This window comes from Candidatus Tisiphia endosymbiont of Metellina segmentata (assembly GCF_964030715.1).
In the GTDB taxonomy this organism is placed as follows: domain Bacteria; phylum Pseudomonadota; class Alphaproteobacteria; order Rickettsiales; family Rickettsiaceae; genus Tisiphia.
Genome location: NZ_OZ034919.1, coordinates 420,177 through 437,899 on the forward strand (window position 1 = coordinate 420,177; position 17,723 = coordinate 437,899).

Annotated in this window: 17 protein-coding genes and 2 pseudogenes; 2 read left to right on the forward strand and 17 right to left on the reverse strand. The window is 31.5% G+C overall.

The annotated features are described in order from the left end of the window. Positions 1–3: 3 nt before the first annotated feature. From AAHM80_RS02395 to AAHM80_RS02415, 5 genes are all read right to left on the reverse strand, one after another. The gene (locus AAHM80_RS02395) at positions 4–375 is read right to left on the reverse strand and encodes a hypothetical protein (RefSeq protein WP_342260166.1); all 372 of its coding nucleotides are present in this window, start codon (positions 373–375) and stop codon (positions 4–6) included. A 215-nt stretch (positions 376–590) separates the two neighbouring features. Next, positions 591–860, reverse strand: coding sequence for a hypothetical protein (locus AAHM80_RS02400; protein WP_342260167.1), 270 nt, complete (start codon positions 858–860; stop codon positions 591–593). Positions 861–1,183: 323 nt separating this feature from the next. Beyond that, a complete protein-coding gene (locus AAHM80_RS02405; protein ID WP_342260168.1) occupies positions 1,184–1,513 on the reverse strand; it encodes a type II toxin-antitoxin system PemK/MazF family toxin in 330 nt (109 codons plus the stop codon). Beyond that, a complete protein-coding gene (locus AAHM80_RS02410) occupies positions 1,507–1,743 on the reverse strand; it encodes an AbrB/MazE/SpoVT family DNA-binding domain-containing protein (protein WP_341747556.1) in 237 nt (78 codons plus the stop codon). The genes AAHM80_RS02405 and AAHM80_RS02410 overlap by 7 nt, the downstream gene beginning before the upstream one ends. 257 nt (positions 1,744–2,000) lie before the next feature. Further along, the gene (locus tag AAHM80_RS02415; RefSeq protein ID WP_342260169.1) at positions 2,001–2,861 is read right to left on the reverse strand and encodes a DUF1189 family protein; all 861 of its coding nucleotides are present in this window, start codon (positions 2,859–2,861) and stop codon (positions 2,001–2,003) included. A gap of 105 nt (positions 2,862–2,966) precedes the next feature. Between AAHM80_RS02415 and tkt the strand changes: the two genes are divergently transcribed. Then, on the forward strand, positions 2,967–4,976 hold the full coding sequence (gene tkt, locus AAHM80_RS02420) for a transketolase (protein WP_342260170.1): 2,010 nt from the start codon (positions 2,967–2,969) through the stop codon (positions 4,974–4,976). Between the two features lie 177 nt (positions 4,977–5,153). Here tkt and AAHM80_RS02425 read toward each other — a convergent pair whose 3' ends face one another. Together AAHM80_RS02425 and tnpA are read right to left on the reverse strand one after the other, a co-directional pair. Beyond that, on the reverse strand, positions 5,154–6,671 hold the full coding sequence (locus AAHM80_RS02425) for a hypothetical protein (protein ID WP_342260171.1): 1,518 nt from the start codon (positions 6,669–6,671) through the stop codon (positions 5,154–5,156). A 49-nt stretch (positions 6,672–6,720) separates the two neighbouring features. Continuing rightward, complete coding sequence (tnpA, locus tag AAHM80_RS02430; protein WP_342259383.1) at positions 6,721–7,152, reverse strand: IS200/IS605 family transposase; 432 nt, start codon at positions 7,150–7,152, stop codon at positions 6,721–6,723. Positions 7,153–7,620: 468 nt separating this feature from the next. Between tnpA and AAHM80_RS02435 the strand changes: the two are divergent. Next, positions 7,621–8,007, forward strand: a pseudogene (locus tag AAHM80_RS02435) (helix-turn-helix domain-containing protein). 144 nt (positions 8,008–8,151) lie between these two features. On the opposite strand, the gene AAHM80_RS02440 reads toward AAHM80_RS02435, so the two are convergent. The 10 genes and pseudogenes from AAHM80_RS02440 to AAHM80_RS02485 form a co-directional block, all read right to left on the reverse strand. After that, complete coding sequence (locus AAHM80_RS02440; RefSeq protein ID WP_341755673.1) at positions 8,152–8,658, reverse strand: pyrimidine dimer DNA glycosylase/endonuclease V; 507 nt, start codon at positions 8,656–8,658, stop codon at positions 8,152–8,154. Between the two features lie 54 nt (positions 8,659–8,712). Continuing rightward, positions 8,713–8,952, reverse strand: a pseudogene (locus AAHM80_RS02445) (IS481 family transposase); the annotation flags it as partial. Positions 8,953–9,435: 483 nt separating this feature from the next. Further along, a complete protein-coding gene (locus tag AAHM80_RS02450) occupies positions 9,436–10,377 on the reverse strand; it encodes an IS110 family transposase (RefSeq protein ID WP_342260172.1) in 942 nt (313 codons plus the stop codon). Between the two features lie 608 nt (positions 10,378–10,985). Continuing rightward, positions 10,986–11,663: a tetratricopeptide repeat protein gene (locus AAHM80_RS02455; protein ID WP_342260402.1), complete on the reverse strand. Its 678-nt coding sequence runs from the start codon at positions 11,661–11,663 to the stop codon at positions 10,986–10,988. Next, positions 11,647–13,227, reverse strand: coding sequence for a hypothetical protein (locus AAHM80_RS02460; protein WP_342260173.1), 1,581 nt, complete (start codon positions 13,225–13,227; stop codon positions 11,647–11,649). The genes AAHM80_RS02455 and AAHM80_RS02460 overlap by 17 nt, the downstream gene beginning before the upstream one ends. Before the next feature lie 149 nt (positions 13,228–13,376). Then, positions 13,377–14,402 carry a hypothetical protein gene (locus tag AAHM80_RS02465; protein ID WP_342260174.1) on the reverse strand — a complete coding sequence of 342 codons (1,026 nt, stop codon included), beginning with the start codon at positions 14,400–14,402 and terminating at the stop codon, positions 13,377–13,379. 1,269 nt (positions 14,403–15,671) lie between these two features. Then, a complete protein-coding gene (locus AAHM80_RS02470) occupies positions 15,672–16,382 on the reverse strand; it encodes a site-specific integrase (RefSeq protein WP_342260175.1) in 711 nt (236 codons plus the stop codon). After that, positions 16,375–16,644, reverse strand: a complete 270-nt coding sequence (locus AAHM80_RS02475; protein ID WP_342260176.1) for a Tn3 family transposase — start codon at positions 16,642–16,644, stop codon at positions 16,375–16,377. Before AAHM80_RS02475 ends, AAHM80_RS02470 begins: the two co-directional genes overlap by 8 nt. Continuing rightward, the gene (locus AAHM80_RS02480) at positions 16,638–17,198 is read right to left on the reverse strand and encodes an IS630 family transposase (RefSeq protein WP_342259390.1); all 561 of its coding nucleotides are present in this window, start codon (positions 17,196–17,198) and stop codon (positions 16,638–16,640) included. The genes AAHM80_RS02475 and AAHM80_RS02480 overlap by 7 nt, the downstream gene beginning before the upstream one ends. Continuing rightward, complete coding sequence (locus AAHM80_RS02485) at positions 17,192–17,692, reverse strand: helix-turn-helix domain-containing protein (protein ID WP_342259385.1); 501 nt, start codon at positions 17,690–17,692, stop codon at positions 17,192–17,194. Before AAHM80_RS02485 ends, AAHM80_RS02480 begins: the two co-directional genes overlap by 7 nt. Between the last annotated feature and the right edge of the window lie 31 nt (positions 17,693–17,723).

Genomic DNA, 17,723 nt, shown 5'->3' on the forward strand with positions numbered 1-17,723 from the left:
GGCTTACATAATTCCGACAACTATACAAGAAATTATAAATATTATGGTAGCTATAATAAAATTTAAATATGAGTGACATCTACTAGCATTATTACTAAATCTAACAAATTTAATACCATAAAAAAATACACATCCCGAAAAAACAACAAAATGCTTTAAATTATCTTTTAAATATTCCTGCCAATTTTTTAAAGGGTTTTGATGATAAACATCTTGAGTTGCTGATATCAATGGTAGAGCTAACACAAAAGTTAGAAATAGTATAATATACGTAAGAAAATCTAAACCACTAGAGAATTTATCCTCCTTAGAATTATTATAATGATTACAAAAATAAAAACTAACCAAACAACTTATAAATAATATATTAAACAATATTATAAAGCTACTCTCCTGCCAAGAAAGTTTGACTCCACTATATTGATAAACAACAACGTTTATTAGGCAAAAAATGAAGATTTGGTAAATCCCAAATAAACAGAGTCTAAATAACAATTTTTTCATGATTTTAATGATGTCCATAGTCAAGAATACTTTGATTCATACTGTGTCCCATTAAATCTGTAGGAACAGAAGAATGGTCATCGCGGTTACCTATAAAAGAGTAGATTTAATATAGTAGAAGGATTGAATGCAGGGGTTTTGGGAACTCCTTGTACATTAAAACTATATTGAGTATGGGAAGTATCTTTAAAATCAGCTTTAATAGTATGTTGAGGTGGATTAAATATAGAAGAATTAAATTCAGGGATTTTGGTAATGTGCTGAGTAGGGAAAACACCCTTAACATCATATCTTAAAGATTGAGATGGATTAAATGTAAAGCTTGGTGAATTAAAATTATATTGGGTATTTTTCATAAATCAATTCCATAAATAAAAGACTTATCTTAAAAATGTTCGTCGTTAAAAATACTATGTCCCAAAGCCTAGGGAATAGATATGCCTGTAGGCAGATTAATTATCTATATATAGAATAAATTATTTTAATTTTTAAGTCAAATTATTTTAAAAATTAAAATAATGGAACAAACTTGAATAATGCCGGAAACTGATCCTAAGAGAAGTTTATAAATTAGCCTAATGGCTATAATCCCATATAGGATAGTTTTAAGCAATATTCTCAAAGCAACTTTTACTTTTTGAGAGTAAAATTTATATATTTGTTTCATAGCAATGTATAACTACAATAATAGTTTTAATTTTGATAATATAACATTTATGAGTATTTTGTCTAATGTAAGAATTTTAGTTGCTGTGCAGGTTTTCCAATCCATAGAACGTACTTGATCGCATAATACTGCTCCCTTTATTTGTTCAAAGTTTATTATCACTTCAAAAGGATAGCCCTTAACTTGACTAGTGATAGGTACAAATAGAGCAAGACCACTCTTAAGGTTATATTTATAAGGAGTAAGAACTACCGCTGGTAGTGTTTTTTGAATCTCTTTGCCTTTTTGAGGTTCAAAATTAAGCCAAACTACATCACCTCTTTCAGGTATGAATGTTACCACGATTCATTACCTACAGCAATGTCATCATTTAATATTTCATGATGACAGTTAGAATCTGTAATATTATCCAATAATATATCTAATTCTGATGTTTCTGTACTGATAATCAAATAGTTATCAGCTGTTTCTAAATTAACAAATGTACCTTGTTGAAAATGTAACTTATCAGCTAGATGTTTAGGAATTCTAATTCCCAAGCTATTTCCCCATTTTTGGATTTGAGTTTGCATAATATCATTAATATTGTTACTGTATAAACAAGTATATACAATAAACCTACATTATGCAAGTTAAAAATTCTTTTTAGTCATTAGACTTGCTGCATAAATCAAAGATAGTTGAGGGATTTTTAGGAGAAACGAAGCCGAGCACCGCAGCGTACACAGACGTACGTGAGGAGCGGAGGCGAGTTTCGACGACAAAATCACCAACTAGATTGACTTATGCAGTAAGTCTATTGCAAGGAGCTATATATCACCCCCCTTCCCTATTTACTTCGTATTTGTAACATCCCCAAAAAGAGTAAAAAATAGGCAAACATCTGTATAAAAAATACCATGCCACTCAATGCTGGTAAAAATATAACGATAATAGGTTGTAATAAAATGGGCACTCCACTTGAAAATAATACTATCCTAGTGCATGTTTGCCAAGAGGATTTAGGACCAAAATAATTAGTTAACAGATATACTAATATAATAATAAAGCTTTTTTCGAATAAAATTGTTACAAAACGAAAGACTATCATTATCGGCATTAAAATGTAAATAAATACCTTCGGTGCTTGTGTAAGAATCCTAGAAAAATGCTTTTTAATGACTTCTTCAGTTAGAATTTTTTGATCAGAAGTAAATAATTTAGAATATCCAATACTAAATGCACTCTTTTTTTTATCAGTTATTTCAATCGTAGTAAGGGTTATATTATTGCTACTAAAGAGGATAGGAACTTTAATTTTCTCGCTATAAGGTAGTTGATTCTTTGAGTCTATAACAGCAATTTTATTACCATTTTCATCGAGTAAATATATAGCTTCATCTTGATCAACTAAAATTTTACTACCATCATAATAGATTTCCGGTAACTGTTTTAATATATATTCAATAGTTGTGGTGCTTTTTGTAGAGCGGTTTTCAGTAAAATAATCCGTCAAAGCCAACAAATAATTAAATATAAAAAGACAGAAAATCAATGATGATATAAAAGATACAGTAAATATGTATTTAATTCCATACCCTGTATATGATCTATAAACATCTTGGTAAAAATTTATTGAACTGATTGATAACCGTAATTGATGAAATAAAGTAGTAAACCACGAGAAAACGGATAATAGTTTTGTTGTCATAATATCTATTTTGATGTAGATTCATAAAAAATTTTTATCAATATATTCCAATTCTTAAAACTAGAAAAGTATATATCTTTTAACATAAAAGCGATATTTATCATAATGAAGTTTAATAAAATACCAAAATATTCAGAAGAATATTGTAAACTAAGTAACTGTATTAGAGTTTTAGCAAGTGATAGCATAGAGCATGCCAAGTCAGGCCATCCAGGTATGGTACTTGGCATGGCAGATGTGATGACAGTTTTAGTGTTTGATTTTCTTAAATTCAATCCTAATGATCCAACTTGGTTTGACCGTGATCGCCTAGTTCTATCAGCTGGGCATGGATCTATGTTACTTTATAGTTTTTATTATTTAACAAATTATAAAAATTTTCACTTAGAAGATTTAAAACAATTTCGCAAATTACATTCAAAAACTCCTGGACATCCAGAATATGGAGCATATGAAGCTATTGAGGCTACTACAGGTCCTTTAGGTCAGGGATTTGCCACTTCAGTGGGTATGGCTATTGGTCAAAAAAAATATCAACAAAAATTGGGCAAAAATCTTAGTGATCATAAAATTTACTGTATAATTGGAGATGGATGCCTAATGGAAGGTATAAGCTACGAGGCTGCTTCTTTAGCTGGACATTTATGCCTTAATAACCTAATAGTTTTATTTGATGATAATAAAATTTCCATCGATGGCTCTACCAACCTTACCGTATCTGAAGACCATTTGCTTAAATTTACTGCCATGGGTTGGATTACCGAATCTATAGATGGGCATGATTTTGAGCAAATTAATGCCAGCTTAACTAGGGCAAAAAATTCTGATAAACCCTACTTCATTGCCTGTCGTACTTTAATTGCCAAAGGTTCTATTAACAAGGTAAATTCAAATGCAGCCCATGGTTCGCCCCTTGGCAAAGATGAAGTTAAATTGCTAAAAGAAAATTTAGGTTTTAAGGATGAAGAATTTGACCTACCAAAAGAATTAAAAGATATATGGGGCATCGCTTGGCTAAGAAATCAAGTGAGTTATAATAATTGGCAGGAAAACTTTGTTGATATAAGTCAAGAACAAAAAGTGTATTTTGCTAGACCTAATATCGATTGTTCTTTTCTTGACAATATCCCTATCCCGGTAAAAGATGAAGCAACCCGTAGTTCATCCGGTAGAATTGTAGAAGAATTAAGCAAACTATCTGATAAAATTATTTTTGGGTCAGCTGATTTATCATTATCCAATAATATCAAAAATAATCATAGTAAAGTAATCAGTAAAGATGATTTTAGCGGCAACTACATCCATTATGGTGTTCGTGAGAATGCTATGGGTTCTATCATGAACGGACTGTCATTATCAGGATTTTTGCCTGTAGGTGCTACTTTTCTAGCCTTTTCTGATTATATGAAGCCAAGTATGCGACTTTCTGCTATTATGCAGCAACAAGTAATCTATATAATGACTCATGATTCAATCGGTGTAGGAGAAGACGGCCCTACTCACCAACCAGTTGAGCATCTAGCGTCCTTTCGAAGCTTACCAAATATGATGGTATTACGCCCTGCAGACTATATAGAAACAGCCGAGTCTTGGCGAATTGCACTATCTAATAAACAAGGTCCTTCTATTCTTGCTTTAACAAGACAAGCTGTTCCTCAAATTACTAAGATTCAAAATGAGGAAAATCAAATAGTTAGCCACATTAGTTCACAAAATTTATACTCTAAAGGTGGTTATATATTGTCAGGAAATAGTCAAGAAAAAGTAGATGTTGCTATCTTTGCTACAGGTTCTGAATTATCAATTGCCTTAGAGGTAAAAGATATACTAAGCAAAAATGGATTTAGTGTAAATGTTATTTCAATATTATGTTTTGAGTTATTTTTTAAACAGCCTCGTAGCTATACCCAAAATATCCTATCCAATGCCAAATTGAAAGTGGCTATAGAAGCTGCAAGTAGCTTTGGCTGGCATCGAATCATTGGAGAAAACGGACTGTTTTTTGGAGTCGACCAATTTGGTCTATCTAGTTGTTCTGAAGATGTATACTCATATTTTGGTCTTACTCCTTCAAATATCCTAGAAAAGATTATGGCAAAAATTAAGGAGATGTAAAAAAGGTATCATTGCAAGTAGGCGAAAGCAACTAAGCAATCCTTAAAAGTGATTAGAAATGGATTGCTTAGTCACTACTATAAACCTCAGTTTTGGATTAATTTCATTAATCCGAAATTGAGGTTATAAAGTAGTTCCTCGCAATGATTTTGAGATCGATTATTAAGAATTACATGCCTATTCAAAGTCAAAACCTTCTATACTACTAGACTCTCCGAGTAAGCTTTGGTATGCTGCAATGGGATCATCAAAATATTTAGAGCATGTCTCTGACAGTTCCAAAGCATCTAACATATCCTCAACTACTGCCTTAACTTGCTGTTTTTGCAATTTTGTTGCTTGTTCTTCTTGTTGATGTTTCATATCCACAATAAATTGTTTGTCTTGTTCAGTTAATTGCTCGGTACTATGCTGACTAGCAAAATCTTGCATATTTTTGGTTTGTCGTAGTGCATTAATCATAATTTGGTATTCTGTCGCTAAAGGGCTACGGTCAGGATATTCAGGTAAATAGCCCCTAATATTCTCCAAAAATAACTTATTAATTTCAGCAAATACTTTTTGTTGTGCATGTGTGGTTTTGCTAAAATCCACATCCATCTCACACGCTATAAATTCTAAAAGTTCCTTGGATAGACCTTTTTTTTCACATTTTACTATTAACTTATCAACAATGTGTTGAATAAAGTCTTCAATATTATTGTCAGTAATCTCCTCTTTTGTCTTAGATTCCCGTGATGTAAAGTTATTTATAAATAGAGAGCTAACCTTTGGTAAAGTATGGATTACTTGAGTGAAGGTTCCTTGATTACAAGCAGACTTATTAGGACCATACGTTGTCGCAGCTATATATAATTGCATAGCCAACTCCGACATTTTATTTACCTTCCATACCTCTTCTACAGAACAGTGGTTTAAATCTTGAAACAAGTCTTTTATTTGCTGCTGAGTAGCATTACAGTTAGTAAGTAAATTATGGCATGCCTCTTGACTTTTAAGCTCTTCTATTGTTAGTTCATCTTTATTAAGTATTTGTTTAATTTTAGTTAGAATACTTAAAACTTTTGACTTATCTGTCTCTATAGTGAAATATGTAGATAGAAAGCTAACACATAATTCTTGTATTTCTTGCTCATTAGGATAATTACTATCAATTAATAGCTTAACAGCTCCTATCACTCTAGGTAACTGTAGATTATTCCCATGGTAATCATAACAATAATTAGCATAAGTTCCGTCATATTTACCATCAACATCAGTTTTTACATAAAGATTCTTTAAGACATCGACCGCTTTTGCTATTATTGCTTGCATAGCTTTCTTGTTATCTTGTAGATAATTTAGTTTATCTTCTTCTGGTATTTTATCAAAAATATCCTTTTTCCTATCTTCAGGTAAATTGGGCAATAGAAAGGGGGTATATTCTGGTTTGCTTGTAATATTTGACAAGTCTGCTATTCTTGTTATAGTTTGCTTTGCAGCTTGATCTAATTGTTCATCAGAAGCTTTCAATTGTTCTAACAAATCCTTGATGTAGGAGTTTGTTGCTCTTACTAATGTACTGTTATGTACAGATTGAGTATCATTAACAATAGCTTGTAGATCATTACGTAATTTGCGTGGAATGTATCCATGTTCGAATAACAATTTTTGAATATTCGGTTTATCCACATAATAGTCAGAACGCCCTCGCAAAGCGAGGGGCTTGACGGTTATGAGCAGCCCAAAGGGCTGCCATTGTTAATTAAAATTCTCCTGATTCGTCAGAGCCTAAACTATCAAGTTGCTCTTGATTCTTAATGTAGTGTTTGATCTGATTCTCTTCAAATCCTACAGTTGAGACCGCATAACCTCTAGCCCACAACTTTTCTCCATTAAAATTACGTTTTCGTCCACCAAACTGCCTAGCAACGGCTATAGCACTTTTCCCCTTGATATAGCCTATTACTTCAGCTACAGAATATTTAGGAGGAATCTTGATGAGCATATGCACATGATCTTGTACCATATGCCCCTCTATGATCTTTCTCCCACGTTGAAAAGCTAACTCATGGAATACGTTCCCAAGATATTTTCTAACCTTCCCGTACAATTCTTTTTTACGACACTTTGGAATAAACACAATATGATATTTGCAATCCCATTTAGAATGATTTAAACTTTCGTATGTTGTCATATATTTTCTCCTTTGACCGTCAAGCCAAAGAAGTTATATATGATAACTTTTTATTTTATACTAAATCTAAAGGCCAAGCCTTGATGGTCTCACTAGTCAAACTAGTGGCTTACCTATCATTGAGTTAAGAGATTCCATCTGATTGTAGTAGATGAATTAGGTTATGTACCACAATACTACGACACAGACCCAAGGAGCAAAAATAATCGATATTACTAGGTAACAAGCGAAAGGAATCATCGTTAATTTGAAAAAAAGTATAAATATATATATTGACAAGCCTAAAATTTGGAGGAATTATGACAAACAACAAATTAGTTATATATCAAAGAAAAAAATAAGGTTACTTTTTATAATAATAAATTAAATTATTGACACGCTAAGTAACTTATCGTAGCATAATCTTAGAAAACTTGAAGAGTATAATGAAGGCTTTTAAGATATGATGCCATCAATGTTAACAAAATGATAGCAAGAAGAAATGACTATTTACATAAGATCGATCAACTTATTGGAGAAAAAATTTATTCTCTAAGACTTGCTAAAAGGGTGTCACGACAACAACTAGCGGATATACTAGAAGTAACGGGGCAGCAGTTATAAAAATACGAAAGAGGCATTAATAGAATATCAATAGGTAGACTAGTTCTTATTGCTAAAGCACTAGATAAAAATATAGAGTATTTTTATAAAGATTTAGAAGATGCTGATACTGTACAGCCAGTATTTTTTGAAAATCAGCATATGTACATAGAGGTTTCAAGGAATTTTATGAAAATTCGCAGTTCAGAGCAACAGCAAGCTGTTAATGCATTGATACGATCTTTGATTACTAAAGAAGTTGAAACATCATAAAGTTATAATTAGTAATAGTGCTTGAAAAACAAGACATGGAATAAGAGAAAGCAATAAACAGACACAAGATTTACAACAACTAAGTATTTTTATAAAATTAGGCAGTGTAAAGGCATGGTTAGCTGCGTAACATCAGTTAATAATTTATTTCTGAGTATACCACTTTGGAATAGAACGATTTGTCCATTTTGGTTTTATTATATCGTTATTCCATTTTACAGTTAAGTATTGCTGATATGCTTTAAAAATATTAGAGTGATTAGAAAAATCAATTTGTAAATAGTCTGATTTAGTGCAATTGACGAATGGTGTCATATTATTATCGTCGATTAAATGCGAAGAATATTTAAGTAAGTTGCTGATTAATTGTTGAGTTTTATGTTTCTTATGATAACGATGTGTATATTCATGACAAAGAGCTATAAGATGTTCAGAAAGCCAAAACCAGTTATTTCTATTTGAAGATGCCCAAATAGTACAAGGGTGTTTCAAATGGGTAGGTTTATAAATATCAGGATATACAATTTGACTATTGCAGAAAATAGCAGTACTAAGTAATTGAGCAGACTCAACTATCATTTTTAGGACTCGTTTATTATCAAGTGCCTGTGCTGATAATATTGGACAAATATTAGTAATAAAAATGTTCATATATGTGTGATTTATAGACCTTGTTACAAGCTAATTGTCAGATAAAATTACGACTTATCTTTTAGTACTTAATATATTTTTTTGTTTAATAGCAGATTTAAATTCTTGGTCATACTTGTAATTCTGTATAGCAAAAGTTTCTTTTGAAGAATCATAACTTTTATGTACTTCTTCTATAGAAGGAATAGTATGTCCGAGTTCTTTATATTTCTCCCATGGAGTTCTACCATGCAGAGAACTATGCGAGCGATGCTTATTATAATACTCTTCCCAAATCATAAGCTTACTCTGAAGCTCTTGATCCTTAGGATCAGTGCTACTATAAAATTCGTCTAAATCTGTTCTTTGTGATCTTTATATTGGTATAAATTATTAGCGATTTTACAAACGTCCATTTGCAGCACCCTTTCTCCTGGAATCTTAGAACTATAACGTTTAATTTGTTTACGATAATGACGTTTTAAATTCAACGGAGCTACATTATGTTTTTTAAGCACTTTATGTATAGTAGCTGTAGAAAATGAGATACCATATAAACGCTTTAATTCACTATGAATGCGTCGTGATCCTAGATTCCTTTCTTTCCTTAACTTAAGTAGACCTCTTTCGAAACTCTACTTCTGCTGGTGATTTGGACAATGATGCGGTACTCGAATCCGTAACGGAATCAGAGTACGCTGCGGTTCGAGGTGAAGCGTCTCCTTCAAATCCCTCAGCACAAGCGAGTTTCGAAAGAGCAATTATCTTTTATCTAAATTTTATAAAAATAGATAAATATTATTTAATAACAAAAACACGTTTTTGTTGAATAAGTTTATGGCACACTTCAAGTAACTTACGCATACAAGCAACTATCGCAACTTTCTTAGGTTTAAAATTATTAACAAGCCTATCATATAAAATTTTTAAATATTGGAAACCATTCTTACCAGCTAATACTGCCATGTATAAAGCATCTCTAGGTATTTTCCTGCCTCCTCGAATAAATCTTCGTCCTTGCTTATTACCACTATCACAAGCATATGGAGCTATACCAACAATTGATGACAATTCATTGCTACTATAATTTTTATCCCCTAATTCAGGTACAAAACTAATTAGTTTTGTAGCTAAACATTTACCAATACCAGGTACAGTCTCTAATATTTTTACCTTCTCTTTTAACTCTTCTGACTCATCTATTGTTTTGTTTAACTTTTTATCAAGCTCAGCTATTTCATTCTGTAAAAATTTAATGAGCTTTTCTATACTCTCTTTATCAATACCATCAATGCTATGATGTAGTCTTTTCTTTTCATTGCTAAGCATTAATACTAAATCTTCTCGTCTTTGTTGACATCTCTTCAAAGTCTCTGATTCAACTTGATATATATAATTCGCTGAAAGCTGCATCTTATCCGCATAATATGCTAATTTAAATGCATCCTTCCTATCAGTTTTACACAAATTCACCGATTTACTAAAAGAATTAAAACTATATGTATTGACCTTATGTATTTGTTGGTTATTATTATCCAGCTTTTGACAAATCTCAGCTTCGTATCCTCCAGTAGGTTCACATATTATTAGCTTAATTTCTTGCTCTTTTGCTAATTTAATCATCTCTTCATGACCAGCTGCATCATTGGCAAAACGATGATATTTAGGTTTATCTCTTGTATTATATACACATATATCAAGCCAGTTTTTACTTACGTCTAGACCTATTATTTTATTCATGATATAATCTCCTTCTTCTTATTGTGCAAGGCTGCTCTTTTTAAGACCACCTTCTGCAATTTGTTCAAGGTAAACTACCAAAAAGAGGGTACTTATTCTCTTAGCGACTATTTTAGTCAAGGTCTATTCAAGTCACCCTCTTTAATTACTTATAACACATTCTTAAGATATAAGGTCTAGTATAAGATTTTCATCAACTTCACTTCTTTTTTGAAAAGGAAAGTTTTTGGGCCTACTACTAATATCACACAAACCATTTAGAGAATAAATCTTTTCTCCAATAAGTTGATCGATCTTATGTAAATAGTCATTTCTTCTTGCTATCATTTTGTTAACATTGATGGCATCATATCTTAAAAGCCTTCATTATACTCTTCAAGTTTTCTAAGATTATGCTAGAATAAGTTACTTAGCGTGTCAATAATTTAATTTATTATTATAAAAGTAACCTTATTTTTACCTTTGATATATAACTAATTTGTGGTTTGTCACAATTCTTCCAAATTTATAATCGTAATTGTGGTAAGGCTAAAAATAGCAACCCATCTTTAGTAAGTTATTTAAAATCTAATCCTTAGTCCTATATAAATCACACAGCTTAGATATCCTTAATGATTTTTGCTCCACAAATCCATGTCATATTGTTTGCAATATTCAAACATATCAACTGTATTAGGGTGGTGTATGCCAAACTCATTAATTTGTGGCTTGCCAAAAAATTTATAATTATATAAATCTTTGCTTTTACAAGCTGCTTTTGCTGCATGATTATACAAATCACTTACTTGAACAATATTTTTACTGTTATCTTTATATAAACAATGATATATGGCATAAGATCTTTTATAAGATTCTATTGCTTCTTTAATATTATCTTGAGCAAACAAAATATCTCCTTGTAGTGCATAGCCTCCCGCTAAATTTAGATCTTGAGAATATTCTGTATTCTTAGGATTTCCATGTTCATCTGTTAAAAATATTGCAATAGCTTTGTTAATATGATCCAAGGCTTCATCTATCTTACCTAACCCTAATTCACTTCTTGCCATTGTCCTGTAGATATAACCAAATGTCCTATGATCTTCACTTTTTATAGGTTTATGCATGTCATATAATTGCTTAGCTTGAGCATAAGCTTCTTGATATCTGCCAAGATAGCTTAGTATCTCTGCCCTAGATACATAAGGTGCAGCAAGGTGTAGATGATTAATATTTAATCCACTTTTTATAAATACCTTAACATATTTATCTATGTAACCTAAAGCATCATTATATTTGCCTTGGATAAAAAAATAAACGTGCCTTTAAATAATAGATTCTAAATATATCAGTTTCTTGTAGCCCTTGTTTAAATAATTCTTCCATTTTCTTAAGGATTTCTTTGGCAGTTTGTACATTGCCCAAAGATATTTGAGATACAGCGATGTGTGAGTTAAGATTAAATTTTAAAAAAGCATAATCACCATTAAGACTATCTAAAATCTTTAATGCTTTAGTAGGATAAGAAATGGCTATTTCAAAATTTGCTAATGACAACATACTATGCTCTCCTATTAACCCCAAATATCTAGCATAACAATATTTTTGATATTCAGACATCTTCCACAGTTTGAATGCTCCGTCCTTATCTTTGTGTTCAAACCAATCCATCATTTGTTTTGCTTTATATAGATTATGATCCCTTACATATATAGCAAACAACTCGGCTCTTAAATCAAGCATTACATATATGTCAATATTATATTCTTCAGAATTCCGTAGAATAACCTCTAGGTTGTCAGGTATAGTCTTTGACGTCCTCCACAATTGTCCCGACTGTATGCCTTTGGGTTTAGGGAGTTTAGAAATAATATTTTCTAATATTTTATTGTTTTTATTGCCATTGTTCTCCATTATTTTATTACTAACAACATCATGCATTTCAAAAATAGGGTTATCCTCGTTAGGATTAATATTACTAATTAACATAAATTTAGATAATTGATATATATCATCATCTAAAGTATCTTTATGATCAGTAATGGTGCTAAGAAGCTGTTTTGAGAAAGCTTGGTTATTTAGTAAAGCTACTTTAAGCAACTGCACCGCACTAGGTTTTAACTCTTGAATAACCATATTAATATTTGTTGCTATTTTATCAGTCGATTGATAAATTTTCTTTTTATATTCCTCTTTATCTAAACCTTTAATTTTATTAAGCAATTGAGTTCCTTGCACTATCAATATTGGGTAACCACTAAAAGATTGCGTTAAAAATTCGATATTATTAGTATCCTTGTTGTCTAATAAGTTATTAGCTAAAGCTACAATAGTAGACCTATCAAGTAGGGTCATTGCTATAATATTAGGTAACTTTTCATTATCTTGCGAACAAAACGCAACATGACCATTATGTTCCCAATCAATTAAATCCTGTACTTTTTTATTTTCATTAACTTTTAAATTATCAAACACCAATAACCACTTATTAGTAGAAGTTAAATATGATATTACTTCTTTTTTTGCTAAAGCAACTTCTTCAGATATATTAGTTTGTTTGATAGTATTGAGTTGTTTGGCTAACTTAACAAATTGTTCGTTCAAATCAAGGTTACAATCAAAAAACCAAATAAGATCATAATTATTTTTATTTTCATAAGCATACATCCTGGATAGCTGAGTCTTGCCTATTCCGCTAGTACCTACTAAACTTGTTTGTTTATATTTACTTAAATTGTCCTTAATAATCTTAAGTTGTTGTTCATGATTGACAAAATAACTAACTGGGGTGATTAAATTAGATACTTGTTCTTGAGCAAAAGTATTACTATAAATAATTAGTAATATGAATAATGTTAAAAATTTTTTCATACACTGAGCTTCTGCATAATTATTCCGTAATTATTCTTTAATAATTGTAAATGCTAGATATAACCTGGGTGTTAGTGACGGCATATCGTTCAAAATCTCATTTGTCTTAACCTTATGCTACTCGTTCCAACAGATGTGGTAACACCATATTATAAACCTTTTTCCTCATTCTTAGTAGTTGTCAGAGTTACGAAGCGTTGACCTGAAGTATCTAAAGCACGGTAGGCTATAGACTGTACTTGCTGCGTTGCATTATCTGCTTTGGCAGTTAGCTCCTGGATAGTAATTTCCTGCTTTTTTATTTTGTCTTCAAGATAGAGAATACTTTGATCTTTTAATTTTAATACTCCTTCATATTCTTGCTGCTTTAATTGCTTTTCAAAATCATATTGTTGCAATAATTGGTTACGTAACAATTCTTCAGCAGCATAGACCGCTTCTTTTATTTTGTCTGCCATTTCATCTACTTGCATTTTTAATGACGCATATTCCTGCTCTTTAGCGGTTAAGTCAGTTTCTCGTTTCAGCAGATTATCTTGTGCTTCTAACAATTCCTTTTCCATGAGGGTACGTTTATTATTATATTCGTCTGAATCCTTACGACGTTTTAACTCCAAAGCATAATTATATTCTTCCTCCTCACGTTTTCTAGTTTTACTTAGCAATTCCTTTTGTTCCTTATAATCTTGCTCAAGTAGAGTACGTTGCTGCTGCCAATGCGATTTCTGACTATTCATCTCCTGTTCAAAATCTTGTTTCTTTTGTTTCATCTCCTGTTCAAAATATTCCTTTTGCTCTACTTGTGCTTGCAATAAAGCTGACAAACTATTGGCATTTTCATTAATTTGGTATAATTCTTGCAAGTGTTTTTGTTCTAAAATAATTGCCTCTCTCAAATTAGCCAATTTTTCAAATTCACTCAACAATTGTTCTGATAAATGATCAATTTGTTTAATAGTCTTAGATTTTAAGCTACTTAATTCACTTAATATATTATCAGATGAATTATCACTAGCTTTGCTTACTAACTCTTGCTTTTCTTGTTGTTTCTTTTGGTCCTGAGGTGAGTTTAGCTGTTTTTCGTTCAACTTAGCAAGTGCATCATTATAAGCAGCTAAAATTTGTTCTTTAGTGCTTTTAACAGAAACTTCCGGAATAATTGCTTTTTTGTTCATAATTTAAGCTATTTTATTAATTTCCTTATAGTATACTATATTTTAATAGAACCACTAATAGATATACTATAATTTTATAGCAAAAATTCTACTATATCTCCGCATAAATTAAGATATTTTTTATTCACATGGTTAAAACAACAGGAAATAGAGGGCTCTTTAATACATCCATATTCAGGAAATGAAAGTAGGTGATTTTTAGAAATATATCTAATTTAATACGAGTTGCCAATTAATTATACAGGTAAGCCCTTATTTAAAGCGGTTTACAAGTAGGAGTCGTAGTTAAAATGTTTATTATAATTAGCTATATTTCAAAATATAGCTAATTTTGAACATTTTAATGCTATAAGTTAGCTTCAAAGGTTTGATGAAATTCAGCTTTGTGCTAGCAATTAATTGGCAACTTGCGTTAATTTAAGAATTTTGTCAGTTATAATATGAATTGAATACAGATATATTTATATTGCATTTTAATAGCAGCAATTTTGTTTATAATTTTTAATGGATAGACTTAACTAAGTGTTTAGTTTTAGGATATGAGGGTTAGGTGGATGATTCATTAGACTTCTTTCGAAACTAGACAATGATGTAGAATGCTGTTATAAATATCTGATTTGGAGTAGTAATGAAATTCGATCAGATTAAAGAGTTAGAAGATGATGGTGCTAGGCAAAGCGGGTAAATTACAGTTGGTGGGAATCCAATCTACGCAAAGTTTAGCCAACAGTGTAGAACCAAATTTCACACATAGGGAGGTAACGAATTATGTGAAGCTGAGAGGAGGGATGTAGTGGGTTGTAACGCAAGTGAAGGATATAAGCTCTTTAACTCGGCTAACTGCAACTTTAACACAGAATAATCGCAAATGCTATACCCTAAGGTTGAAGCTTACCACCAAAGTGTGTTTATGTTATTACATAATGCGTAGCATTTTGTTTGGTGCTAATTTCCTCAATTTGATTATCCAATTTTTTATTACTTCTGTTGTTCTACTAATAATTTAAGACATTTTTGTATATACTCCTTATAGGCCCACCGTAACAGAACGTGCGAAAAGCGAAATCCAACACCTGTATCTCTAATCGTAATGCACTATTGACGGTAGCTACTTTTTACACATTTTGTATCTTAATTAAAATTGTCAATTACCTACAACCCCTTATATCCATTGGTTTTACAACTAATATTTAAACTTAGTCACCTTTTAAAAATTCCCCTCTCTTTTTATAGCTAAAAGTATCCTTTTTTATTTTATGTTTTCTACTATCATATTGGAAAGTCATTTATAACCTTATTGTACGTCTTTTGAGCATCAGTTATCGATAGCTTAGAATATATCTCTAAAGATTGCCTAGATTCATGACCAGAATAAGGTTGTATCAAAGCATCATCAATACCTTGCTTTTTCATCCAGGTAAATAGAAAATGTCTTAATTTATGAGGAGTTATAGTATGATTCATATTGGCTTGTTGAGTATAAGTCATTAGAATCTTCCGAATACCACGCTCAGAATAAGGTTTATTCCAATTTGACTCAAATAAGTATTCTACTTTCTTCTTGTTCTTTATACTTTTAATATAAAGAGCTAACACTTCTCTAAAACCTGTTGGAAAAGGTACTATCCTGTCTTTTTTACCTTTGCCATCATTAATGCGTATCTGACACTTATTAAGCTCGACATCATCTGCTTTAATTTTTACCAACTCACCTACTCTAACTCCAGTATATAGCATTGTTTTTATTATTATCATGTGCTTTATATTTTGGGTATCCCACACTACATCGTAATATTTTTTTATCTCTTCATCTGAAGGTACATATGGCAATTTCTTAGATTTATTTTGTACTTTAACATTCAATATTTTCCTAAGCTGTCTAAACAATTCCTTCAAGTAAAAATAATCAGGTCTTTCACTTCTAAGCAATTTAGCAACTTGTTTTGCCTTTTGCGGTACAGTGGTTGTACTCTCAAGCATACAGCCCCTCTATCTTAATGCGTTCGTTCATATCGAGCTTATAAAGACCGTATTGATTGATATGCTTATAAAATAATGGGGTTAAAGCCCTCTTATCTTCCAGTATTAAGCGATATTGCCATTCATCAGTTTTTAAAACTTGTTGCTGCATTAATGTATTGATATATACCAACGATGATTGGAGTAAATGTAAACATAAGACTGAAAGTTCTTGATCTATTTCATCGTTTGATGAGATAATACCAATTGCAATAATTAACACGGTGTATTTATCCAGTCTCTATACATAATTGATTTTACTAAATCTACATTATGAGCAAATTGATTCCAAGCGTAACAAGCCATAGTGACGATATCTTCATATACACCATAACATTGGTTAGACAAGAAATGATTTTTGATCCATTCCCAAACTTGTTCCATTGCATTAAGTTCCGGTGCATAGGGCGGAAGCGGTATCAAAGTGATATTGCTTGGCACAGTTAGTTTTTTGGCTGTGTGCCAACCTGCATTATCCGTTAGTAAAGCTATATGTCGGTTGCCTTGAATACTGCGAGAAAGGTCTTCTAAGAATTTATTCATTGCCTGTGTATTTGCATATGGTAAAATTAATGCAAAAGCTTCTCCTGTATCATGGCAAGCAGCTCCATAAATATATGTTGAAATGAATTGCTGTTGCCGAACTTTACGGGGTCTAGTGCCACGCTTAGCCCATATACGAGTTAAGCTACCTTGTTGCCCAACTCGAGTTTCATCCTGAGACCATATATCAACTTTACATCTATCGATATTTTTTGATAATAATTCTGTTAGCATGTCTGGGAAGTTTTTTTATATGTATTTTGAGTCTCTTGATTTGACTTTGGATGCATTGAACGAGAAGTAATCCAGCTAAAACCAAGGCGGTGCATAGTATTGTAGACTGTTTTTAAAGTACATTTAGCACCATATTCCTCAAGTAACATGATATGTAGCTCCTTTCCAGTTATATACCCACCAGTTTTACTTTCACTGAGCGTATTGATTTTATCAAAAAGAGCAGACTCTTGTATAGTGTTAATCTTCCTAGGGGCACCGCTTCTTTGTGATTCAAATAATCCTTCAAAACCATGATTCCTAAATCTTCTGAGCCATGATTGCACAGTTTTCCAGTGTGACTTCACTATTTCAGATATGGCTTTAAAAGATTTGCCTAATTGAAGGTAATACATCGCCAATAAACGTATACGATTTCGACCATGCGGCTCATGTTTCATCATTTTTATAAAATCATGACCATGAAAACCTTGCGGTAATATTAACCTAGCCATTTGAGTACCTTTATCAGTTAAAAACCCATTT